Origin of the sequence: Micromonospora sp. A202, from assembly GCF_006715105.1 — a bacterium.
Lineage (GTDB): Bacteria > Actinomycetota > Actinomycetes > Mycobacteriales > Micromonosporaceae > Micromonospora > Micromonospora zamorensis.
This window is the reverse complement of sequence record NZ_VFMP01000001.1, coordinates 2,550,792-2,572,587: the sequence shown is the minus strand read 5'-3', so window position 1 is coordinate 2,572,587 and position 21,796 is coordinate 2,550,792. Positions and strand designations below refer to the sequence as shown.

Below are 21,796 nucleotides of genomic sequence, written 5' to 3'. Positions count from 1 at the left end.
AGACACATGGATTTCTTGCGCCATCCTCTCTGGGTCCTACCACCGGGGCTATGGGTCTCGCCCGGTGCGCACCGGCAGTCAGCCGCCGGGCGTACCCGTGCTCTCCCGGCGGATGAGCCGAAACGGCGTCTGCACGGTCAGCGGTGCCGCGACCTGCGCTCCCTCGATCCGGGCGACGAGGCGGCGCACCGCGAGACGGCCGATCTCCCGCTTGTCCGGCGCGATCGTGGTGAGCGTCGGGGTGCTGAACCGACCTTCCTCGATGTCGTCGATCCCGATCACCGCGACGTCCTCCGGCACCCGGAGACCGGCCTCGGCCAGCGCCCGCAGCGCGCCGGCGGCGACCAGGTCGTTGTAGCCGAACACCGCGTCCGGTGGGTCACCGAGCGCGAGCAGGTCACGCATCGCCCGCTTGCCGTCGAGCCGGCCGAACGCGTCGGTGCGGGCGACCAGTCGCGAGCGGTACGGCAGGCCGGCGGCGGCCAGGGCCTCGCGATAGCCGCGTACCCGCAGGTGGGCGGACTGCCGGTCGCCACCGTGCGTGGCGCCGATGAACGCTATCCGGCGGCGGCCGATCGCCACGAGGTGCTGGATCGCGGCGTGGCCGGCGGCAACGTTGTCGATGGCGATGTGATCGTGCGGCACGTCGTAGACGCCCTCACCGATCAGCACGAGCGGAGTGCCCGCGGTCCGGGCCAGCACCTCCTCCCGGCCGATCCGCACCGGACTGAGGATCAGGCCGTCGATGATGTGCCGCCGGGACCCGTCGAGGAGCGCGAGTTCCGCTCCCCGGTCCGCGGCGGTGTTCTCCATGACCAGGGTGTAGCCGAGCCCGGCGGCCTCGGCGATGGCGATCTCGGCGAGCTCGGCGAAGTAGGGGTTGTTCAGTTCCGGGATGGCCAGGGCGATCAGCCCGGTACGCCCCCGACGCAGATGTCGCGCGCCCAGGTTGGGGCTGTAACCGAGTTCGTCGATCGCCTGCTGCACACGCAGCCGGGTCCGCTCCCCCACCGGCCGGTATCCGTTGACCACGTTCGAGACCGTGGCCAGCGACACGCCCGCGCGTTGGGCGATGTCCTTGAGGTTGACGCCCATCCACTGACCCTTCGCCAAGGGGACCGCCGAGCCGGCACGCATCGACGGACAAGGATTGACGGGAGGCCCGGCGCGGCTCTATAACGTTATACAGGCGATGATGGATGTCAATATCCCAGTCCCGCCGACGCGTGGAGATCCCACCGGCATCCGTCGATGACGCCCGTCCCCCGTCAGTGACCACCCGATGCCCACCACCCACGCGCTTCGGGCCTGGCTGCACCGCCCGCGGCGACTCGCCCCTCGGAGACGGCATGACACGTCAGGTCCCCATCCGCCCCGCCCTGCCGCTGCTGCTCATCCTCGCCCTGATCGCCGGCGTTCTCGCCGCGCCAACCCCACCGGCGTACGCCGCACCGGCCAAGACGCCGCCACTGACCACCCCCTGGACCAGCCAGGCGCTGGCCGGCACACCCCTGCCCGAGTACCCGCGCCCCCAGATGACGCGACCGGACTGGCTCAACCTCAACGGCGAGTGGCAGCTACGCCAGTCGGCCACCGACGACGCCCCGCAGTTCGGCACCGCCCTGCCCGAGCGGGTCAACGTGCCGTTCCCGGTGGAAAGTGCGCTCTCCGGCATCCAGCGGGCCGCCAACGACAACCGCAACTACCTGTTCTACCGACGCACCGTCACCGTCCCGGCCAACTGGTCGGGACGGCGGACCCTGCTGCACTTCGGCGCCGTCGACTGGCAGAGCACCGTCTGGGTCAACGGCGTACGGGTCGGTGCGCACACCGGCGGCTACGACGCCTTCACCTTCGACGTGACCCCCCAGCTCACCACCGGGGCGAACGAGATCGTCGTCAAGGTCTGGGACCCCACCGACACCCGACAGAACGGCAGCCTGCCCGCCATCGGCAAGCAGACCAAGACACCCGGCGGGATCTTCTACACCCCCAGCTCCGGCATCTGGCAGACGGTGTGGATGGAGCCGGTGCCCACCGCCTCCATCAGCAGCGTGGACGTCTACCCGAACCTGAGCACCAACACGTTGCGGGTGCGGGTCTTCACCCGGGGCGACGTGAGCGGCCACAGCGTGCTCGCCGAGGCGCTGAACGGGAGCACCGTGGTCGGTTCGGCCACCGGTGGCTTCACCGAGTTCAGCGTGCCGGTGCCGAACGCACGCCGATGGTCGCCCGACGACCCGTTCCTCTACAACCTCCGCGTCACCCTCCGCAACGGCTCAGCATCCACTGTGGACCGGACAGTGCACTACTTCGGCATGCGGGAGATCACCACGGGTCTGGTGAACGGGGTGCTGCGCCCCAAGCTCAACGGCCAGTTCGTGTTCCAGGTCGGCACCCTCGACCAGGGCTTCTGGCCGGACGGCCTCTACACCGCGCCGACCGACGCCGCGCTCGCCTTCGACCTGCAGAAGCACAAGGACCTGGGCTTCAACATGGTGCGCAAGCACATCAAGGTCGAGCCACAGCGCTGGTTCTACCACGCGGACCGGCTCGGCCTGCTGGTCTGGCAGGACATCCCGTCTCTGACCGCGCAGGACATCAACCCGACCGACGCCCAGCAGGCGCAGTTCGAGGCCGAGGCACGCGAGATCGTCGACGAGCACCGCAGCTCGCCCGCAGTGGTCGCGTACACGCCCTACAACGAGGGGTGGGGTGAGCGGTCCCTCGCCGACACCCGGCGGGTCGCGCAGAACATCAAGAACCAGGACCCGACACGTCTGGTCAACCCGCACAGCGGCCACAACTGCTGCCAGTCCCTCGGCAATCCCGGCAACGGCGACATCGATGACTGGCACGTCTATCTCGGGCCCGACTCACCCGCACCGTCGAGCAGCCGGATCGCCGTACTCGGTGAGTTCGGTGGGCTGGGCCTGCACACGCCGGGCCACGAGTACAGCCCGAGCGGCGGCTTCTTCGCCTACGAGTGGCAGACCAGTTCGAGCGCCCTCACCGATCGGTACGTGGGTCTGGTGCAGGGCAGCCAGAACCTGATGGTAGGCAAGGGGCTCAGCGCCTCGGTCTACACCGAGATCACCGACCTGGAGGGCGAGCTGAACGGCTTCCTGACCTATGACCGGCAGGTGATCAAGATGGATCAGGCGCGGGTCCGCGCGGCCAACACCGCCCTGATCAACGCCTCGAAGATCATCGGCAGCTCGGCGCCGGTGGCCCTGCCGGTCAACACCCGGCGGTCGTTGCAGGTGACGACGCCCGGCTTCACCAACCGCTACCTGCGCCACCAGGACAGCCTGGCCTACACCGAGGTGGTCGCCGCCGCGAGCCCCAGCGTGCTCAAGGCCGACGCTACGTACACCATCCGGGCCGGCCTGGCCGATGCCGGCTGCTACTCGTTCGAGTCGGTCAACTTTCCCGGGCAGTACCTGCGCCACCAGAACTCCCGGGTCCGCAACTCGCCGGACGACGGCTCGGCGCTCCTGCGTGCCGACGCCACCTGGTGCGCACGGGTCGGGCTGACCGGCTCGGGTGTGTCGCTGGAGTCGTACAACTTCCGGGGCAGGTACCTGCGGCACTACAACTCGGAGGTCTGGCTCAGCAACGGCACCGGCGGCGACGCGTACAACACGCCGACGTTGTGGACCGCCGACAGCACCTGGAACATCGCCAGCCCCTGGGCGCCCTGACCGCTGACCCCGGCGGGTCGTCACGCCAGAACATCGCGGGGGTTCCGGCCTGGGCCGGAGCCCCGCGACGCGTGCGGGCGTCGCCGCCCCCTCGGCCGGGCAGGTGGCCCGAGCCCTGCGTCACCTGCCGCTCCGGAGATCGTTTCTCCGGTCATGAGGGAGAGCGGCACCGTGATTCCGCCGTCCATCATGGGTGGTCGTCCGCCTCATCCCTTCCTGATGGTCCCGTTGTCGCGCGCAACGGGCATCTCGTCGCGAAATGGGGTCGACCGACGGCAAGGACCCAGGCGCAAGTTGCATCCAGCCGGTTTCAGCCGTCCGTTGCAGCACGCATTGTGTCGCGGCCTAAATAGACGGTGACCAATCTTGACTTGTGCGGCTACTCAGCGCACCGTAAAGAGCCAGAGGCAGATGCGCGCCATTATCGGCCCAAACTGACCGACCTCAAAAATGGAGGCGCTGCCGGTTTCGCGCCGCGCGCATCAGGAGGCTTTCCATGCGGTTGAATCCGTTCGCCGGGGTCTATCTCACCGATCCGGCAAGCATGTGGCGGCGCATTCTCGACGATCCCTACGGTGTGCACTACGCCGAGGATCTGGGGTTGTGGTTGATCAGCAGACACGCGGACGTCCGGCGCGCACTCGCCGATGTCGCGACGTTCGGCAACGCCGTCACGCTCGCCCCGGTCTACGAGGTGTGCCCGGAGGCGATGAGCGTGATCATGCAGATCGACGCGCCCCCCACGACGGCCGCTGCCGACCCGCCGGTGCACCCCCGCACCCGTCGGGCCCTACGGGCGGCCTTCGCCAGCACCCCCGAGCGGGTCGAGGTCGAGTACGGCCCGATCATCCGGCGCCGGGTCGACCAGTTGGTGTCCCGGCTCGCCGCCCGCCGGGGCGATCAGGTCGACCTGATCCCGGAATTCGCCACCGAGCTCCCCCTGCTGGTGGTCCTGGACATCCTCGGGGTGCCCGACGGCGGCATCGGGCGGATCCGGAGCTGGGCGGACGGCCAGATCGCGCTCATCTGGGGGCAACCGGAGCCTGCGGAGCAGGTGCGCCTGGCGCAGGATCTGCTGGAGTTCTGGCACTACTGCGAGGAGCTTGTCCGCCAACGGGTGGACAGTGGACACCAGGGCGACGACTTCATCAGCCGCGCCCTAGCGTACCGGGACGACGACGACGCGGTGCTGACCGTGCCCGAGGTGGCGAGCCTGGCCTTCAACCTCCTCGTCGCCGGCCACGAGACCACCGCCGGGTTGCTCGCCCACGCCCTCGACCAGGCGCTGTCCAGTCCGCGGCACTGGTCGGAGCTCACCACCGACCAGGCGGCCGTCTCCGCGTTCGTGGGCGAGACCCTGCGCTTCGCGCCCGCCATCGACGGCTGGCTGCGGGTGACCAACCGGGACGTCACACTCGGATCGGTGACCATCCCCGCCGGGGCGCGCTGCCTGCTGCTGATCGGGGCGGCGAACCGCGACCCCGCGGTCTTCGCCCACCCGGACCAGTTTCATCCACATCGGGTGGACGTGGGCAATCACCTGTCGTTCGGCCACGGCCCGCATTTCTGCATAGGCGCGGGATTGGCGCGACTGGAGGCTGAAATCGCCATCACCCGACTCACCGAAGCCATTCCCGGCCTCCGCCTGGCGACTGGGCAACAGCGCTCGTACAAGGCCAATGTCGCGTTTCGCGCTCACCACACGCTGCTCGCGGTAATCGAGACCATGGCACCGGCCGACGTTCCGGCGGCGCGAGGTGAGGCGACCGCCGAAGCGCAGGCCGCCTGAGAGTGCCGGAGGGCCAACGAGCCTGCCCGCGCGCGGACGAGTGCGGGAAGGGTGGCCTGCCCGGCCCTGCCCGGCACCGGCGAGGGCCTGACACGCGCCCTTTTCCACTTTGCCCGACGATCCAGGTCGGTGAACGTCTTCACACCCATCGCGTCCTGGGTTAAGAATTGTCCCCTGTGAATGTTCAGCTCATCAGCCAATCTCGATCCGGCTTCCGCTGCTGATTCCCGAAGCCACGAAGGTGAGCGCATGGAGCACACGTCCCCGTCGAGCCCCGCTCCCCCTGCGGCCAGCGAACGGTTCCGATGGGAACTGCGCAACTGCCGCGTCCGACGGGGTCTGACCCAGCGGGCGCTGGCGGATCTGGTGCGCTTCAGCCGGGAGACGGTCGCGGCGGTCGAGTCCGGTCGACGGTTCGGCAGTCACGAGTTCGCGCTGCGCTGCGACGACGTGCTCGGCACCGACGGCCGACTCGCGGCGCTGTGGCCGCAGGTGGCCGCCGAACAGGCGGCGGCCGACGGCCGCCGGGGCCCCCGCGCCTCCCCACCCGTCCGGCCGGACCGGCCGGTGCCACGTCAGCGTGATCGACGCGACGCGCGCGACCCCGGCGCCGTGGTGGACGCGATCGACGAGCTGCGTGAGCTGATCGGGCAGGTGCTCAACGGCCCGTCCGGTCCGGACGACGCACAGCGGCCGCAGCCGCCGGCCGACCCCCGCAACGACCAGCGCTGACCCCACGATCCCGACTCGGTCTCAGGGCGTCACCGGCCGCTGACGTTGGGTACAGATGCTGGTACGGCCAGTTTGTACCACGGCCAGGTCTGGTCTACGAGCGCGGCTTCCGGCCGAATGGGACTTGCATTCGGCAACGTGCGGATAGACCGTCATCGACGAGTCGTGGGAGTCAATCTTGGCGTCGAGCACCCGGTCCCACGCGGCCAGACCCTACCCGACCCGGCGACGCGGTTGGAAGATCGCCGGCCGGATGCGCCTCATCGTCGCGGCACCGCTCGTCGCCGTGATCGGCTTCGCCGGTCTCGCGCTGACCGAGAGCGCACGCCAGACAGCCCGGGCCAGCGACCTGCGGGTCCTGGCCCAGGTCGGCGCCGAGGCCGGTGACCTCGCCTACCGCCTGCAACGCGAACGCATCGCTGCCGCCGACCTGCTCACCTACGGCGGGCCGGAGCAGCAGGACGCCTTCGGTGCGGAGATGGCCACCACCGACGACGCTGTCACGCGCTACCGGAGGCAGCGAGACCGGCTGTCCGCCGACGCCGAGGCCAACCGGGCTCTCCTGCGCCGCATCGACGCGGCCCTGGGCAGCCTCGCCCCGCTGCGCACCCAGGTACGCACGGCGACGCACGCCTCGGTGTCGGCGATGACCTTCAGCTACCGCATCGCCATCGCCGATCTGATCAACTTTCGGGAGACCGTCTCGCACGGCGTGGTGGACGCCCGGCTCGCCGACGGGATCCGGGCGTCGGCGGCACTGTCGAAGACGGCCGAGGCGATCGGTCAGCAGCAGGTCGCCGTGCTGCGGGCAGTCGCGGGCGGCGAGCTGACCCCGGCCATGCAACAGGACATCACCGCCGCCCGCACCAGCTACACCGAGTCGAGCCTGTCGTTCCTGGCCCTGGCCCCGGCCGAGTGGAGCCTCTGGTGGGAGCAGGCCGGCACCGGCAAGGAGGCGCTCGCCCTGCAACGGATGCAGGACGAGGTGTCCCGGGCCCAACCGGGGTCGCGGTTGCAACTGGAGACCGGCGGCTGGGTGTCCACCACCCAGACGCGTGCCGCCCGTCTGGCCGAGCTGCGAGGGCGGGTCGACGCCGCGGTCCGCGACGACGTCCGGGCCGCGCACACCGACCAGCGCCGCCGGGCCGTTGCCGAGGCGGTCGGCGTCCTCCTGGCGCTCGTCCTCACCGCGCTTGTGACCTGGGCCGTCGCCCGGCAGATCACCCGGCGGCTGCGTCGCCTGCGGGACGCCGCGAACGCGGTGGCGTTCGAACAGCTCCCCGCCGTGGTGGCCCAGCTCCAGCAGCCGGGCAGCGCCGCCGTCGACCCGGACAAACTGGCCCGCCAGCAGTCCAGCGCCGCCCTCGAACCGTCCACCGGTGACGAGATCGGCGAGCTGGGCCAGGCGTTCAGCGCGGTCCACCAGGCCGCCGTGCGGACCGCCGCCGAGCAGGCCGTCATGCGCGCCAACACCGCCGACATCTTCATCCACCTGAGCCGCCGCGAACAGCGGCTCGTCGACGCCGTCCTGGCCCAGGTGGACCTCGTCGAACGGGACGAGACCGACCCCGACCGGCTCCACCAGCTGTACACGCTGGACAACCTGGCGACCCGGATGGGCCGCATCAACGCCAGCCTGCTGGTGCTCGGCGGCGTCGGCGTCGGTCGCGTACGACAACGCGACGTCCCCCTGCAACAGGTGCTCCAGGCGGCGCTGTCCCAGATCGAGCACTACGCGCGGATCCGGCTCGGCATGATCGACGGCGACGTCGCCGTGGCGGCCAAGACCGTCGACGAGGTCGTGCACCTGATCGCCGAACTCATGGACAACGCGACGACGTACTCGCCGCCGGCCAGCGAGACCTGGGTGAGCGGCCGGAGCCTCGGTGACCGCGTCATCATCCAGATCAGTGACGAGGGTGTGGGGTTGTCCCCGCAACGGATGCAGCAGCTCAACGAGCTGCTGGCCCGCCCACCGGCGATCGACGTGGCCGCCGTACGGGCGATGGGGTTGGTCGTCGTGGGTCAGCTTGCGGCCCGGCTGGGCGCCACCGTCCAACTGCGACGCGGCCCCCGACGCGGCATCCTCGCCGAGGCGACGCTGCCCGCGACGATCATCCGGTCTCTGCCACCGGAGGAATACCTGCTCGCACCCGGACGGCTCTCGCGGAGGGCGGCCCGCACGGCCAGTCCCCCGCCGCCCTACCAGCCGCGGCCCGAGCCCACCGCCGGGCGACCCCCGGCCGAGCGGACCCTCCCGGCTGCGCCGGTGTTCCGACCGGCTCCCCCGCCCCCGGACCGGGGTGACGCGCCCACCGAGGAGCTCCTCATCTTCGAACAGGTCAACCACTGGTTCCAGAGCGACGTCGCCGAGGGCCACGACGGCCAGGAATGGTCCGGTCCAGCCGACGACGCCTGGCGCACGGCTGCCCAGGCGCACACCCCCGAGGTCGCCACCACCACCAACTCCGGCCTGCCCAAACGGCAACCGCAACGGCAACTCGTCCCCGGCGGCGTGACCGTCCCCCAGCAGCAGCAACGGTCCGAGTACCGCGATCCGGCCCAGGTGGCGACGGCGATGGCCGCGTACGCGCGGGGTGTGGCGAACCGCCGGCGCACCCCGATCAACCTCGGCAACAAATGACGCGACAGGAGAGCACGTGACCGACCAACAGGATCTCGGCTGGCTGCTGGACACCTTCGCCGCGCGGGCGACCGAGGTCAGCCACGCGATCGCCATCTCCAGCGACGGTCTGATGGTGGCCGCCACCCGCGACCTGCCGCCGGACCGGGCAGACCAGTTGGCCGCGACGGGTAGCGGGCTCGTCAGCCTGCTACGGGGCGCGGCGGCCTTCTTCGACGCCGGCGCGGTGATCTCCAACGTCACGCAGCTCGAGGGCGGCTTCATGTTCTCGATGGCCTTCAACGACGGTGCCTCGCTGCTGGTGCTCGCCGCACCCGAGTGCGACGTGGGCAAGGTCTCCTACGAGATGACCGAGCTGGCCAACCGCATCGGGGACGCCCTGACCCCCGCGGCCCGAGCGGCACTCGCCCGCAGCCGCTGACCACCCCGGCGCCCCCACGCCGGAGACCCCTTCCCCTTCCTCTGGAGTCAGACATGCCTCTCACCACGCCTTGGCGCAGCCGTGCCCTCACCGCCGCGCTGCTCGCGGCCGTGCTGACCACCAGCACGGCCTGCGGCAACGACGCGCCGGGCACCAGCGCCAGCGGCTCGATAAAGATCGGCCTGCTCGCCTCGTTGTCCGGGACGTACCAGGCGGTCGGCACGGAGATCCGCGACGGCTTCCAGCTCTACCTGGACACCCACGACGGCAAACTCGGCGGTCGACAGGTCGACCTCGTCATCGCCGACGAGGGCAACGGCGCCCAGACCGCGGTGCCGGCGGCGACCAAACTGCTCAAGCAGGACCGGGTGTCCGCGCTCACCGGCATCGTCGGTGGTGGCTCCGTCGCCGGGGTCACACCCCTGCTCGACGAGACGAAGGTGCCGCTCGTCGGATCCAACGGGCGACCGGAACTCAAGGACGTCTCCCGGGTCTGGCACACCTCGTACCTCTCCGACGAGCCCGGGGCCGCGATCGCCCAACACGTCCGCGACAACGTGAAGGGCTCCGTCTACGCGATCGGCCCGGACTACCAGGGCGGCTGGGACGAGCTGCGGGGGTTCACCGACGCGTTCGGGAAGATCGGTGGGAAGCTCGCGAACTCCGACGGCAAGACGACCTTCACCCCGTTCCCGGCCACCACCAACTTCACCCCGTACTTCGCCCGGATCAAGGCCTCCGGCGCGGCAGCCGTCTACACGTTCTACGCCGGCAGCGCCGCTGTCGACTTCGTCAAGCAGTACGCGCAGTCCGAGATCAAGGACGTCCCGCTGTACGCGGCCGGGTTCCTCACCGAGGGTGGCGTGCTCAACGCGCAGGGCGAGGCAGCCCGGGACATCTTCTCCGTGCTGAACTACTCGCCGGACCTCGACAACGCGGAGAACCGCGCCTTCGTGGCGGCGTGGAAGGCCAAGCACGACGGTTCACCGACGACCTACGCGCTCGCCTCGTACGACGCGGCGGCGGTGCTGGACCGGGCGATCGGCGCCGCCGGAAGCGACCCGACTCCGGAGGCCATCAACACGGCCATCGGCCAGCTCGGCCAGATCGCCAGCCCGCGTGGCACCTGGCAGTTCTCCACCACCACGCACTCCCCCGTGCAGAAGTGGTATCTGCGGCAGGTCCGCCAGGACGGGCGGGCGCTGTCCAACACCGTCGTGGGTGACCTCGCGACCGTCGGCCGATGATGGTGGCGGCGGCCGGCACCAACCGGATCGATCCGTACCTGATACCAGCGCTGGACGGGGTCGCCTACGGGCTGCTCGTGTTCGTCGCCGCGTCGGGCCTGGTCTTCTGTTTCGGCGTCGCCAACATTCTCAACCTGGCGCACGGCATGCTCTACGCGATCGGCGGCTACACCGCCGCGGCGCTGCTCGACGGCGGCTGGGCGAGTCTGGCACTGGCGCTGGCGGTCGGTGTGCTGGCCGCCGCCGCGGCGGGTGTGCTCCTGGCCGGCCTGCTCGCACCGGTCGCCGCCGGTAACCATCTGAGCCAGGCGCTGCTGACGTTCGGTGTGGCGCTGGCAGGCGGCAGCCTGCTCGTCGCCGGCTTCGGTCCCGACGATCCGCAGGTCCTGGTGCCCGCGGCCCTGGAGGGGTCGGTGGTGGTCGCCGGTCACCGCTACGCGGCGTACCGGCTGGTGTTCATCGTCGTCGCCGCGGTGATCGCCGCCGCGCTCTACCTCGTCATGCGACGCACCAGGGCCGGCATGCTGGTCCGGGCGGCCGTCGACGACCCCGAGATGGTCGCCTGTCTGGGCGTGAGTCCCGCGCGGATCCGCGCCGGCGTGCTCGCCGCCGCCGGCGCGCTGGCCGGTGCGGCCGGCGTGCTGGGCGCGCCGATCATCGGCCCCGGCACGGACACCGCCGACACCGTGCTGCTGCTGTCCCTGGTGGTCGTCGTCCTCGGCGGCCTCGGGTCGATGGGCGGCACCCTGCTGGCCGCTCTCGCTATCGGCGAGATCCAGACGCTGGGAGTGGCGCTGCTGCCGTCCGCCGCACCGTTCCTGCTGTTCGCCGCCATGGCGGCGGTGCTGGCCGTGCGGGCGCGTGGCCTGGCCAGCAGGTGGAGGGCGGCATGAGGGACGAGGCGATCCGGCGCGCGCGGGGCGTCGTGGCGGCCCTCGCCCTGGCCGGCCTGGTTGTGGCGCCGTGGGTGGTGGACGACTACACCACGGCGATCCTCGCCCGGACGCTGGCGCTGGCCCTGGTCGGGGTGAGCGTCGCCCTGCTCACCGGCGTCGCCGGCATGCCCACCCTCGGCCAGACCGCACCGTACGCGGCGGGCGCCTACGCCTGCGCGGTGGTCGGCAGCCGGATCTCCGATGTCGGCGTCGTGCAGCTCGCCGTCGCGGCGGCCGCCGGGGCGGTGCTGGCCGCGCTCACCGTGCCGCTCGTCGTCCACGCCCGAGGGGTGATTGTCCTGATGATCACGTTGGCCATCGGTGAACTCGCCGTCACCGTCCTCGGCCGCTGGCGGTCGGTGACGGGTGGCACGGACGGGTTGGCCGGCATCGCCGCGGTCCGCCCGTTCTGGGGGCTTCCGGTCCTGGCCAGCGACCAGGCCCGTTACCTGTACGCCCTGGTCGTCGTGACCGTGCTGGTCGGCGCGGTGCTGTTGCTGCTGCGTACCCGGGCGGGGCTGCTGCTGCGGGCCGGCCGGGACGACGAGACGCGGCTACGGGCCAGCGGTCACCGGGTGTCGCTGTACCTGTCCGGCGCGCACATGGCCGCCGGGGCGATAGCCGGTGCGGCCGGCTCGCTCCTGGTCGTCGCCCAGCAGTACATCTCCCCCGCCGATTTCGGCTTCGACACCTCCGCGCTGCTGCTGCTCGGTGTCGTCATCGGTGGCACCGCCTCGGTCGGCGGCGCCCTGGTGGGAGCGGCGCTGGTCATCGCCGTACGGGACTGGTTGTTCGGGGTGCTGCCCGGCCACGCGCCGCTGGTGCTGGGCGCGCTGTTCGTCGCGACGGTCTACCTGCTGCCCACCGGCACGCACCGGGCACGGGGCCGGTGGCGTCTGCCGAGCGCGCCGGCGAATCAGCCGGACGCGCCACCCGCCCGTGACCAGGCCACAGTCCCGGAGCTGCACCGATGACCGGTCTGCTGAACGTCGAGGAGGTCAGCGTGCGGTACGGCTCGCTGGCCGCGCTGGCCGGCGTGGACCTGTGCATCCACGACGGTCAGCGGCACGCGCTGATCGGCCCCAACGGAGCCGGCAAGACGACACTGCTCAACGTGATCGGCGGGTCCACGAAGCCCCAGCGCGGCAGGGTGATCTTCAATGGACGCGACCTCGGTCGGCTCGGCCCGGCGGCCCGGGCCCGACGAGGTATCAACCGCATCCACCAGCGACCCGCGGTCTTTCCGACACTCACCGCGATGGAGAACGTGGTGGTCGCCGCGCTGCCCCGGCTCACACCCCACCGCAGGTGGTGGCCGGGTGGACGTCGGCGCATCGCGCAACACCGGGCGGGCCCGCTGCTGGATCAGATGGGCCTCGCCGAACTCGCGACGGTGCCGGCCGGGCACCTCGCACACGGCCAACGACGCCAGTTGGAGATCGCCATGGCCCTTGCCGGTCGCCCTCGCCTGCTGCTCCTCGACGAACCGGCGGCCGGGCTGTCCGCCGTCGAGGTCGGCCGGCTCGTCGAGTTGCTCCAGGCGCTGCCCAGGGCGGTCGCCGTGTTGCTTGTCGAACATCGACTGGACCTGGTGTACGCGCTCTCCGACACCGTCACCGTCCTACGCGACGGTCGGACGTTGGCCGCCGGCACGCCGGACGAGATCCGCACCTCGCCGCTGGTGCGGCAGGCGTACGCCGACGGGGTGGCGTGATGCTGTCGGTGGATCGCCTGTGCGCCGGCTACGCCGGAGGGATCGTGCTGCACGAGGTCAGCCTGCGGGTCCGCCCGGGCAGCATCCAGGCCGTGGTGGGTCGCAACGGCGCGGGGAAGAGCACGCTCGTGCACACGATCGCCGGTTTGGTGCGAGCCTCCAGTGGTCGCATCGAGATCGGCGGTGTGCACGTGGCCGGTCGGCAACCGCATCGCATCGCCCAGTCCGGTGTCGGTCTCGTCCCGCAGGGCCGGCGGGTCTTCTCCCGGTTGACCGTGGCCGAGCACCTGCACCTGGCGGCCGCGCCATGGCGGGCACCCGTCTCCGGTGGCGAGGGCTGGACGGTGGCCCGGACCCTCGAACTGCTGCCGAGGTTGGCGGCGCGGCTGCGACACCGCGGCTGCGAACTCTCCGGCGGCGAGCAGCAGATGCTGGCGATAGCGCGGGCGCTCCTCGGCCAACCACGGGTGCTGCTGCTCGACGAGCCGTGTGAGGGCCTCTCACCTGATCTGGCGGCGCGGGTGCGTGAGCTGGTCAACGGCCTCGCCGCCGACGGCCTGACCGTGCTGCTCGTGGAACAACAGCTCCAGCACGCGATCGACGTCGCGGACCGGGTGGCGGTGCTGGAGTACGGCCGGGTGGTCTACGACCGTCCGACGGCCGAGGCGCGCGTCGACCCGGCCCCACTGGCGGCGATGTTGAGCGTCGCCGCCGCCCCACCGCCGCCGCCGCCCAACCGACCGGCCCCTCGGCTGTGGGCCGACACCCCCACGTCACCCGACCCCTCGGAGAGGTAGACACCCGATGGCAACCGCTACCAGCGATGGCACGTACACGTTCGACAACGGCCAACCGGACGCCGTTCCCCAGATGCAGGCGCTGGAGTCCTTCCTGGACCCGATCACGACGCGTCGACTGGCCCAACCGGTGCTGCGACCGGGAGCGACCTGCTGGGAAGTGGGGGCGGGCGGCGGCTCGATGGCCCGGCGGATCGCCCGCGCGGTCGGCGACGACGGTCACGTGCTGGCCACCGACATCGACCCCACGCACCTCGCGGCGGAGGGCAACCTGCACGTACTCCGGCACGACGTGCGCACCGAACCGCCACCCGGGGACGCGTTCGACCTGATCCACGCCCGGCTGGTGCTGCTGCACCTCCCCGACCGGCGACGGGTCCTGCGTACGCTCACCGGCGCGCTGGCTCCCGGCGGGTGGCTGGTGGTCGAGGAGTTCGACTGCACCGCGCCGCTGCGGGTGCTGACCGCACCGACCGACGACGCCGCGAAGCTCTTCGCGCAGGTCATGGACGCCATGATGGGTGTCCTGGCGGACCACGGCGCCGACCTCGGGTGGGCGCAGGACGTGCACACCGAGATGGCCCTCGCCGGTCTGACCGACCTGGACACCATCACCCACTCGCAGAGCTGGGCTGGCGGCTCGACCGGAGCGTCGCTCTACGAGACGAACTCCCGCCAGTTGGAACCGGACCTGCTTGCCGCCGGGTTGTCACCGAACCAACTGAACGCCTTCCGGCGGCTGGTCCGCGATCCCGGGTTCGCCGTCATGTCGTACCACTTCGTCTCCACGCGGGGTCGCCTGCCGAAATGAGCAACCGCACCGGCCGGGCTCCCCGCCAGGGAGCCCGGCCGCCGCGTGCTCGCGGGTCAGTGGTGGCGGCCCTCCACCACCCGGTAGGTGCGCAGGTTCGGGTCCGCCTTGATCTGCGCCTCGGTGTACTTGATCGTGTCCCAGCCCTTGCCCGAGTAGAGCGCGGTCTGGTCGCCGTACCAGGGTGAGTTCGGGTTGGTCGACTGGGAGTAGGTGAGGATCTGGCGCCCGGACGGCCCGTGCGGGCCCAGCTCCACGGCCATCACGAACGACGAGCCGTGCACCACCTTCGGGTAGCCGACGCCGGGCACGCGGTTGTTGACGATCATGTTGAAGATGCCGGCCTCGGCGCGCCCGCCGTGAATCGGAATACGCCGGTCGCCGCGCTGCTCGGTCTGGACGTCGCCGAGGCGCGCGTCGAGCGGGATGCCAGCGAGCCGCTGTACGGCGTCGGCGAGCGCGGTACGTACGCCCGGGTTGGCGGTGTCGAGCCGGCGTGGCGTGTGCACCGGGTCGCTGACGGCGAAGGGCTCCGCGAAGCGCAGCCCGTTGGCCAGGGCGAACTCGGTGAACAGGTGTGCGCCGCGGCTGTCCAGGTCGGCGTGCAGATCCCAGCGGGCCAGTGTCGTGCAGGCGGCACGCAGGTCGACCGTCGCGCCGTTCGAGGCGGTCCCGGTCGGCTGGGCGGTGCAGAGCGCCACCAGGTCGTCGCGGACCAGTTCGCCGCCGTACACCCGGTTGCCGAAGACGGTCCGCCACAGACGGTCGGTGGTGAACCCGCGGCCGGGTAGCCCGTCGGTGCCGTCGAGGCGCTGCTGCACCTGGTCGAGGCCGAGACGGGTACGCAGGCTGCGGGGGGTGCGTTCGTCGCCGATGATCCGCGCGTAGCCCTCCAACGGGGCCTCGGGGTTGGCGAGCCAGAAGCTGTCGTTGGAGTTGGTGACGTAGTCGGTGCTGAAGCGGACGGGCAGGTTCGCGGGGCCGAGGATGCCGGGCACGACGGCGTCCGGGTCGGCGCCGAGCGCGCACGCCGACCGGGAGCCGTCCAGGACAGCCTGGCCGCTGCTGGCGTAGAGCGGCTGGAACGGTGCCGGAATGCAGGCGGCGGCGAGGGCGTCGGTCACCCGGGGCACGACCGAGTGGTCGGCGTAGAGCGCCTCGCCCCTGGCGTCGGCGGCGATCACGTTGACCCAGGGCAGGAACTGGTAACGGTCGAGTACGCGCTTGAGGTCCCGGACCGTCTCGGCGCGGCCCATCTGCAGCCAGCCGTCGAAGGCCCGGTTGTTGCTCGCGTTGATGTCGGTGATGGCGTACGCGGTGCTGGCGGTCCAGTCGAAGCTGCCGGGCACCACCACGACCGGCCCGAAGTGGGTGTCGTGGAATGTCCGGCTGACCGGCACCGTGCCGCCGTTCGGGCCGGGCACCCGCACCGTGACGGTGCGGGTGGTCATCTTCCGTGGTTGACCGTCCACGTAGTAGGAGGTGGGGTCGCCGGGGACCAGCGCGAGGCGGTGCCAGACGAACCGGCGAGCGGTGGAGACGGTGTGGCTCCAGGCGAGAGTGCGGTTGTGCCCGATCTCGATGATCGGGTCGCCGATCAGCGCAGCGCCCTCGACGTCGTAGCGGCCGGGCACCTTGAGGTGCATGCGGTAGAAGCGTTCCGCGCCCTCCCACGGGAAGTGCGGGTTGGCCAGCACCATGCCGCCCCGGTTGGCGGTCGCCGCCTCGCCCAGCCCGTACGCGTTGCTGCCCACCCCGGCTGGTGCGCCGTCGACCGACGCGAGCACGGCGGCCGCACCGGTCGCGTCCTGGACGGCCGCCGGGCCGGTGGCGGTGGGCGGGGCTGCGGCGACGATCCCGTCGAGCAGCGCCCCTGAGCCAGCCCGGATCATGCTGTCCCAGGTGGTACGCCAGATGTCCAGCTCGGTCAGCGGGCGAACCCACGGCTTGGCCCGGCATGCCGGGTCGGTGAGCCTCGCCGCGCCGGTGCGGCGCAGGTAGGAGTTGTAGCCGGCGACGAAGCCGCGAATCTGATCACGGACGTCGTTGGAAGGGGAGTGCACGCCGTCGCGGCGACCGTCGAGCAGCCGCTCCACCGTCCGATCCTCGACGGCCTTGCGGAAGAACAGGTCGCTGCGCACGTTCGCGTCGGTCGGGCCGGTCGCGCCGAAGTAACGGGAGCGCTCGCCGCTGACCGTCACCGCCTTCTCCGCGATGACGCACAGGTTGTCCTCCGCCTGAACGTACCCGACCCCGAAGCCGAGGTTGGCGTAGCTCGTGGCGGTGATGTGCGGGACGCCGTACGACGCGCGTCGGATCTCGGCCGAGTAGCCCCGGTCGCGCTGGTGCGCGCCGGCCGGGGGCCCGCTCAGGCCCACCAGGACCAGGCCCAGGACCACCCCCGCCGCGCCGAGGCGTGTTGATGCTGTCACCGGTTCTCCCCCCGTCGCCCCCGGGCGCCGCTGCCCGAGGGACATTCACGTTGGTCGCCATTCTCGTCACTGCCGTGCCACCTCGTACACCCCCGGCGCGCCGACCGCGCGCCGAGCTGCGGCCAGCGGCCGTCCACCGCGAGGTCGCACGGGCTCGGCCGCCTCAGCTAGCCGACTCAGCCGGGCCCTCGTCCACCGAGGAATCGACTCCTGGTCGGCCAGGACGATCAGGTCGTCGGCGCGGGCCGACTGCGGCGCCGTCGCCGCGTCGGGCCACACGAGATAGCCCACCGGCGGACCCGACGACCCCCACGTGGCCTCGATGATCGTGGCCAACCCCACGTCGTCCGGATGCCTGCGCAGGCGTACCCGGGTGCCCGGCGCGTGCCCGTCGTCGGCGACGATGAGCAGCGCGTCGAGGATCTGCCGGACGCCGGCGACGGGCAGCCCCGGCACGTACGGCTCGCCCGCGTACCCGATCCGCGGCGTCATCATCGTGCGGAGGAGCGCGGCCTGCCGGATCGCTTCCTGGCGGATCTGCCAGTCCGCGGTGTGCTCGGCGACGGCCAGCGCCGCCTCGATGACCGACCAGAGCGCCAGGGGCTCCCGACCGAGCACCCGGCGGGCCTCGCGGTCGACCTCGGCGCAGGCTGTGTCGAGCGCGGTGTCCTCGCCCAGCTCCGCGATCCAGACGAGATCCCCCACCTCGGGCAGCAGCCCGGGGGACTCGGCCGCGATCACCACGTACACCATCGCGAGCAGTTCCACCCGGCCCTCGCCGTGATAGAGCGCGCCCACCCCGCTGCCGGTACGGCCACGGCTGGGCGGGAACCGCTCGGCGAGGTGCTGCGCGCGGCCATGAGGCAGGACCGCGGCCCGCCTGGTGTCGGACACCCGTTCCTCGAACGACCGCCGCTCACGGCGTTCGACGAGCAGTTGGCGATGCGGATCGAACCCGATCGGATGGATCGTCCGCCCGTACGTGGCGAGGGTTTCGCCGGGTCGCAGCCCCACCGACTCAAGGTCGCGTGCAGCCACCGAGTAGGCGACACCGGCCTGGGCGGCGTGCTCCCGGATGGCGCGCTTGCGAGCACGTCCCGGGGTGGGGGTCCGCCGTGGTTGGTGATCAGACATGACGCCTCCGGTGCAGCCCCACGCACTCCACCGAGCAGGCGGCGTGACCGGCACGCCGGGAGTCGACACAGCGGCGCGGAGTCGGAGACTCTTGGCCCCAGCATGCGGTCGGGCGTGGGCCACCACATCGGGCGCGGGCAGGCGCTCTGCCGCCGCCAGCATATCGCGACTTCGACCGCCGGTGCGGCAGCGCAAGCACTGGCCGGCCTGCACGGCGGAAGTCGAGTCCGCACCGCGAGCCGGCCGACGCCGAGCGGTCACCTCGGGACGTGGAAGCGCAGGTGCGTGACGTGCGGTGATTCGATCACCGCAGTGCGTTCGAGTTCGATGTGGTCGGTGCCGAGGTGGTCGAACAGGCGGGTGCCGGTGCCGAGGAACACCGGTACGAGTTGCACGTGGATCTCGTCCACCAGCCCGGCCCTGACGAACTGTTGTCCTGTGGTGGGCCCGCCCATGATGAGGACGTTCCGGTCGCCTGCTGCCTGTCGCGCCTGGCGCAGCGTGCTGTGGAGGCCGTCGTTCACGAACGTGAAGACGTCGCTCCTCATCCGCAACGGATCGCGCGACTCGTGCGTGACCACGAAGCACGGCACCGGAAACGGAGTGTCCTGCCACAGGTCCACACCGACATCGAACGTCCGTTTGCCGATCACCACGGCGCCGGTCGTGGCATGACGCTCTCGTACCTGCGCGGCGTCGACCCCGACCGGGGTGACGCCGTCAGCCGCAACAGCGCGATCGCCGTCGGCCTGGAACAGCCACTCGTGCAGCCGCTCGCCGCCTCTGCCCATCGGTTGTCCGGCGGTGACGTCCGGGCCGGCGGCGAAGCCGTCCAACGACACGCTCATGCTCAACACCGTGCTGCCCATCGGTGCCCCCCTCAACGTTGAAGCTGCGCCATCTTGGAACCGACCACGCCGTCCTGCCAGCGGTAGAGGTCACGCAGCAGGGAAATCTCGGCGCCGTGATGGATCAGCTCCCTGTTGACGTGCAGGACGATGCCCTCCATGGGAAACCGTTCGGGACCCGCGGTGGGCGGGTTCTCCAGGTCAGCGTCCGAGAGCTCGCGGACCCCCGCGTTCCATCTCCCGTACATCTCATCGAGCTGTTTCAGCGCCTCGTCAGCGGTCCCCGCGTAGGCGAATGTCCGGGAGTCGACATCCTGGCCGCCGAAGTGAAATCCGACCCGATAACCAAGGCAGGAGACGATGACGTGCGCCAGCCGCCAGGCAATCGTGGTCACCGGCGCCGGCACCGGGTCAGGGGACGCGGAGTCCATCGCCCATTTCCCCGAACCTGCCGACATCGGTGTGGCCGACGTGCCACGTGGACGGATGCTCCAGCAGCCACGCACCGGCTCCCAGAAATACTCCTCATCGGCAAGGCCGTGCAGCCGCGGCCGCAGGTTCTTCTGCCAGTGCCGGTCCAGCTGGTCCGCGATTCGCTCGCTTCTTGTCACTTCCGCAACCTACACACAACGGAGACCTGGCTACGCCCCTCGCGAACGCCGTCGCCGGCCAGTCTGCGCCGTAGCACCGCCCTCGCCGTGACCGCTCGCAGCGCCCGTGTCAGCCGGTGTCGGTGGCTTGTCAGGGCGGTGTCAGCCGACCCGCGCAGGCTGCACGCATGACAGCTGACCTGGTGATCGAGGCCGAGGGCCTCGTGAAGAACTTCGGGAAGACGAGGGCCCTGCAGGGCGTGGACCTCACCGTTCCCCGCGGGACGGTGCTCGGGGTGCTCGGCCCCAACGGCGCCGGCAAGACCACCGCCGTGCGCATCCTCTCCACCCTGCTGACCCCGGACGGCGGGACCGCCCGAATCGGCGGTTTCGACGTGGTACGGGACGCCGAGCGCGTTCGGCAGAGCATCGGCCTCACCGGCCAGTACGCCTCGGTCGACGAGGACCTGACCGGACGGCAGAACCTGGAACTGTTCGGCACCCTGCTGGAACTGGGTCGCAACGGTGCCCGGCGGCGGGCCGCCGAACTGCTCGACTGGTTCGACCTGACCGACGCCGCGAACCGGCAGGCCAAGACCTACTCCGGTGGCATGCGAAGGCGGCTGGACCTGGCCGCCAGCCTGGTCGGCTCTCCCGACGTGATCTTCCTGGACGAGCCGACGACCGGGCTCGACCCGGCCAAGCGCGAGGACATGTGGGACGTGGTCCGCTCACTGGTCGGCAACGGCTCGACGGTGCTGCTCACGACCCAGTACCTGGAGGAGGCCGACGCGCTCGCCGATGCGATCACGGTGATCGACCACGGCCGGGTCATCGCGCACGACACCCCCGAAGGGCTCAAGCGGGTGGTCGGCGGGCAGACCCTTGAGGTCCGGCCGTCCGACTCGGCGCAACTGGCCCGCACCGCGGCGATCCTGACCCAGGTCGGCTCCGGCGCGCAGGCCGACGAGATCCGCAAGGGTGTGCTCGCGGTGCCGGTCACCGACGACGCGGCCCTGACCGAGAGCGTCACGCGCTTCGCCGCCGCCGGCATCGCGGTCACCGAACTCTCCCTGCACCTGCCGAGCCTCGACGAGGTGTTCTTCACCCTCACCGGGCGTACGGCATCCGTTGACGACACCACCCGCCCCACGGAGGTCGCGGCATGAGCACTCTGATCGACACGGCGCCCACGAGAAGCCGCGCGCTCTCGACAACGACCCCGAACCCCCGCCCGTTCCGGCTGGTCCGGCACTCGTTGGCGCTGGCCAAACGCAGCCTCATCAAGACCTGGCGCACGCCCGAGGCGCTCATCGACGTCACGCTGCAACCGGTGCTGTTCCTCATCATCTTCGTGTACATCTTCGGCGGCGCGGTCGCCGGATCGACCCACGACTACCTGCAGTTCCTGCTGCCCGGCATCCTGGCGCAGACCATCGCCACCGGTGCCATCGCGATCGGCGTCAACCTCAACACCGACATCGCCAAGGGCATCTTCGACCGGTTCCGGTCCCTGCCGATCCCCCGCTCCGCACCACTGGTCGGCGCGGTCCTCGGCGACGTCGTCCGGTACGTGATCGTCACGGTCTCGACCCTCGCGATCGGCTACCTGATGGGCTTCCGGATCGACACCGACCCGTTCCGGGCGATCGCCGGGTGTCTGCTCGCGGTGCTGTTCGCGCTCTGCCTGAGCTGGCTGCCCGTCTTCGTGTCGATGAAGGTGCGCACCCCGGGTGCCGTACAGGGTCTGATGTTCGCGCTGATCATGCCGCTGAGCTTCGCGTCGAACGTGTTCGTCGGCGCCGACACGCTGCCGGGCTGGATGCAGGCGTTCGTGGACGTCAACCCGATGACCCACCTGGTGGCGTCGGTACGCGGACTGTTCCTCGGCACGCCGGTCGGCAACCACGTCTGGTGGACGCTCGCCTGGTGCGCCGGCTTCGTCGCGGTGTTCATGCCGCTGGCGCTGCGCGCGTACCGCAAGAAGATCTGACCTGG

18 protein-coding genes are annotated in these 21,796 nt (G+C 71.1%); 13 read left to right on the top strand and 5 right to left on the bottom strand.

The features are described 5' to 3' along the window. Positions 1 to 78 precede the first annotated feature (78 nt). A complete protein-coding gene (locus FBZ33_RS11850) occupies positions 79 to 1,095 on the bottom strand; it encodes a LacI family DNA-binding transcriptional regulator (RefSeq protein WP_099852615.1) in 1,017 nt (338 codons plus the stop codon). Positions 1,096 to 1,349: 254 nt separating this feature from the next. Here FBZ33_RS11850 and FBZ33_RS11845 point away from each other — a divergent pair, with 254 nt between their 5' ends. From FBZ33_RS11845 to FBZ33_RS11795, 11 genes are all read left to right on the top strand, one after another. Then, positions 1,350 to 3,704, top strand: coding sequence for an AbfB domain-containing protein (locus FBZ33_RS11845; protein WP_185755277.1), 2,355 nt, complete (start codon positions 1,350 to 1,352; stop codon positions 3,702 to 3,704). 496 nt (positions 3,705 to 4,200) lie between these two features. Further along, positions 4,201 to 5,493, top strand: coding sequence for a cytochrome P450 (locus FBZ33_RS11840; RefSeq protein ID WP_141909069.1), 1,293 nt, complete (start codon positions 4,201 to 4,203; stop codon positions 5,491 to 5,493). A 249-nt stretch (positions 5,494 to 5,742) separates the two neighbouring features. Next, complete coding sequence (locus FBZ33_RS11835; protein WP_185755276.1) at positions 5,743 to 6,225, top strand: helix-turn-helix transcriptional regulator; 483 nt, start codon at positions 5,743 to 5,745, stop codon at positions 6,223 to 6,225. Between the two features lie 253 nt (positions 6,226 to 6,478). Then, positions 6,479 to 8,869 carry a nitrate- and nitrite sensing domain-containing protein gene (locus tag FBZ33_RS11830; protein ID WP_141909067.1) on the top strand — a complete coding sequence of 797 codons (2,391 nt, stop codon included), beginning with the start codon at positions 6,479 to 6,481 and terminating at the stop codon, positions 8,867 to 8,869. Between the two features lie 16 nt (positions 8,870 to 8,885). After that, complete coding sequence (locus tag FBZ33_RS11825; RefSeq protein WP_088947795.1) at positions 8,886 to 9,290, top strand: roadblock/LC7 domain-containing protein; 405 nt, start codon at positions 8,886 to 8,888, stop codon at positions 9,288 to 9,290. Between the two features lie 53 nt (positions 9,291 to 9,343). Next, positions 9,344 to 10,537, top strand: coding sequence for an ABC transporter substrate-binding protein (locus FBZ33_RS11820; protein WP_088947794.1), 1,194 nt, complete (start codon positions 9,344 to 9,346; stop codon positions 10,535 to 10,537). Then, positions 10,534 to 11,430, top strand: coding sequence for a branched-chain amino acid ABC transporter permease (locus tag FBZ33_RS11815; RefSeq protein ID WP_141909066.1), 897 nt, complete (start codon positions 10,534 to 10,536; stop codon positions 11,428 to 11,430). Before FBZ33_RS11820 ends, FBZ33_RS11815 begins: the two co-directional genes overlap by 4 nt. After that, positions 11,427 to 12,446 (top strand): branched-chain amino acid ABC transporter permease, encoded by a 1,020-nt coding sequence (locus tag FBZ33_RS11810; RefSeq protein ID WP_141909065.1) that lies wholly within the window; start codon positions 11,427 to 11,429, stop codon positions 12,444 to 12,446. The genes FBZ33_RS11815 and FBZ33_RS11810 overlap by 4 nt, the downstream gene beginning before the upstream one ends. After that, entirely contained in the window at positions 12,443 to 13,186 is a 744-nt protein-coding gene (locus FBZ33_RS11805; protein ID WP_141912590.1) for an ABC transporter ATP-binding protein, read from the top strand. Before FBZ33_RS11810 ends, FBZ33_RS11805 begins: the two co-directional genes overlap by 4 nt. Further along, on the top strand, positions 13,186 to 13,983 hold the full coding sequence (locus FBZ33_RS11800; protein ID WP_141909064.1) for an ABC transporter ATP-binding protein: 798 nt from the start codon (positions 13,186 to 13,188) through the stop codon (positions 13,981 to 13,983). The genes FBZ33_RS11805 and FBZ33_RS11800 overlap by 1 nt, the downstream gene beginning before the upstream one ends. Before the next feature lie 7 nt (positions 13,984 to 13,990). Next, positions 13,991 to 14,794, top strand: coding sequence for a bifunctional 2-polyprenyl-6-hydroxyphenol methylase/3-demethylubiquinol 3-O-methyltransferase UbiG (locus FBZ33_RS11795; protein WP_141909063.1), 804 nt, complete (start codon positions 13,991 to 13,993; stop codon positions 14,792 to 14,794). A gap of 56 nt (positions 14,795 to 14,850) precedes the next feature. On the opposite strand, the gene FBZ33_RS11790 is transcribed toward FBZ33_RS11795, so the two are convergent. From FBZ33_RS11790 to FBZ33_RS11775, 4 genes are all read right to left on the bottom strand, one after another. Next, a complete protein-coding gene (locus FBZ33_RS11790) occupies positions 14,851 to 17,226 on the bottom strand; it encodes an acylase (RefSeq protein ID WP_255508818.1) in 2,376 nt (791 codons plus the stop codon). Between the two features lie 66 nt (positions 17,227 to 17,292). Further along, positions 17,293 to 18,360 (bottom strand): hypothetical protein, encoded by a 1,068-nt coding sequence (locus FBZ33_RS11785; protein ID WP_141909061.1) that lies wholly within the window; start codon positions 18,358 to 18,360, stop codon positions 17,293 to 17,295. Between the two features lie 257 nt (positions 18,361 to 18,617). After that, positions 18,618 to 19,208: a dihydrofolate reductase family protein gene (locus FBZ33_RS11780; protein WP_221629457.1), complete on the bottom strand. Its 591-nt coding sequence runs from the start codon at positions 19,206 to 19,208 to the stop codon at positions 18,618 to 18,620. Between the two features lie 32 nt (positions 19,209 to 19,240). Continuing rightward, complete coding sequence (locus tag FBZ33_RS11775; RefSeq protein ID WP_141909059.1) at positions 19,241 to 19,819, bottom strand: DinB family protein; 579 nt, start codon at positions 19,817 to 19,819, stop codon at positions 19,241 to 19,243. 167 nt (positions 19,820 to 19,986) lie between these two features. On the opposite strand from FBZ33_RS11775, the gene FBZ33_RS11770 reads away from it, so the two are divergent. Continuing rightward, positions 19,987 to 20,967, top strand: coding sequence for an ATP-binding cassette domain-containing protein (locus FBZ33_RS11770; RefSeq protein ID WP_141909058.1), 981 nt, complete (start codon positions 19,987 to 19,989; stop codon positions 20,965 to 20,967). Further along, complete coding sequence (locus tag FBZ33_RS11765; RefSeq protein ID WP_141909057.1) at positions 20,964 to 21,791, top strand: ABC transporter permease; 828 nt, start codon at positions 20,964 to 20,966, stop codon at positions 21,789 to 21,791. Before FBZ33_RS11770 ends, FBZ33_RS11765 begins: the two co-directional genes overlap by 4 nt. The last annotated feature ends 5 nt before the right edge of the window (positions 21,792 to 21,796 follow it).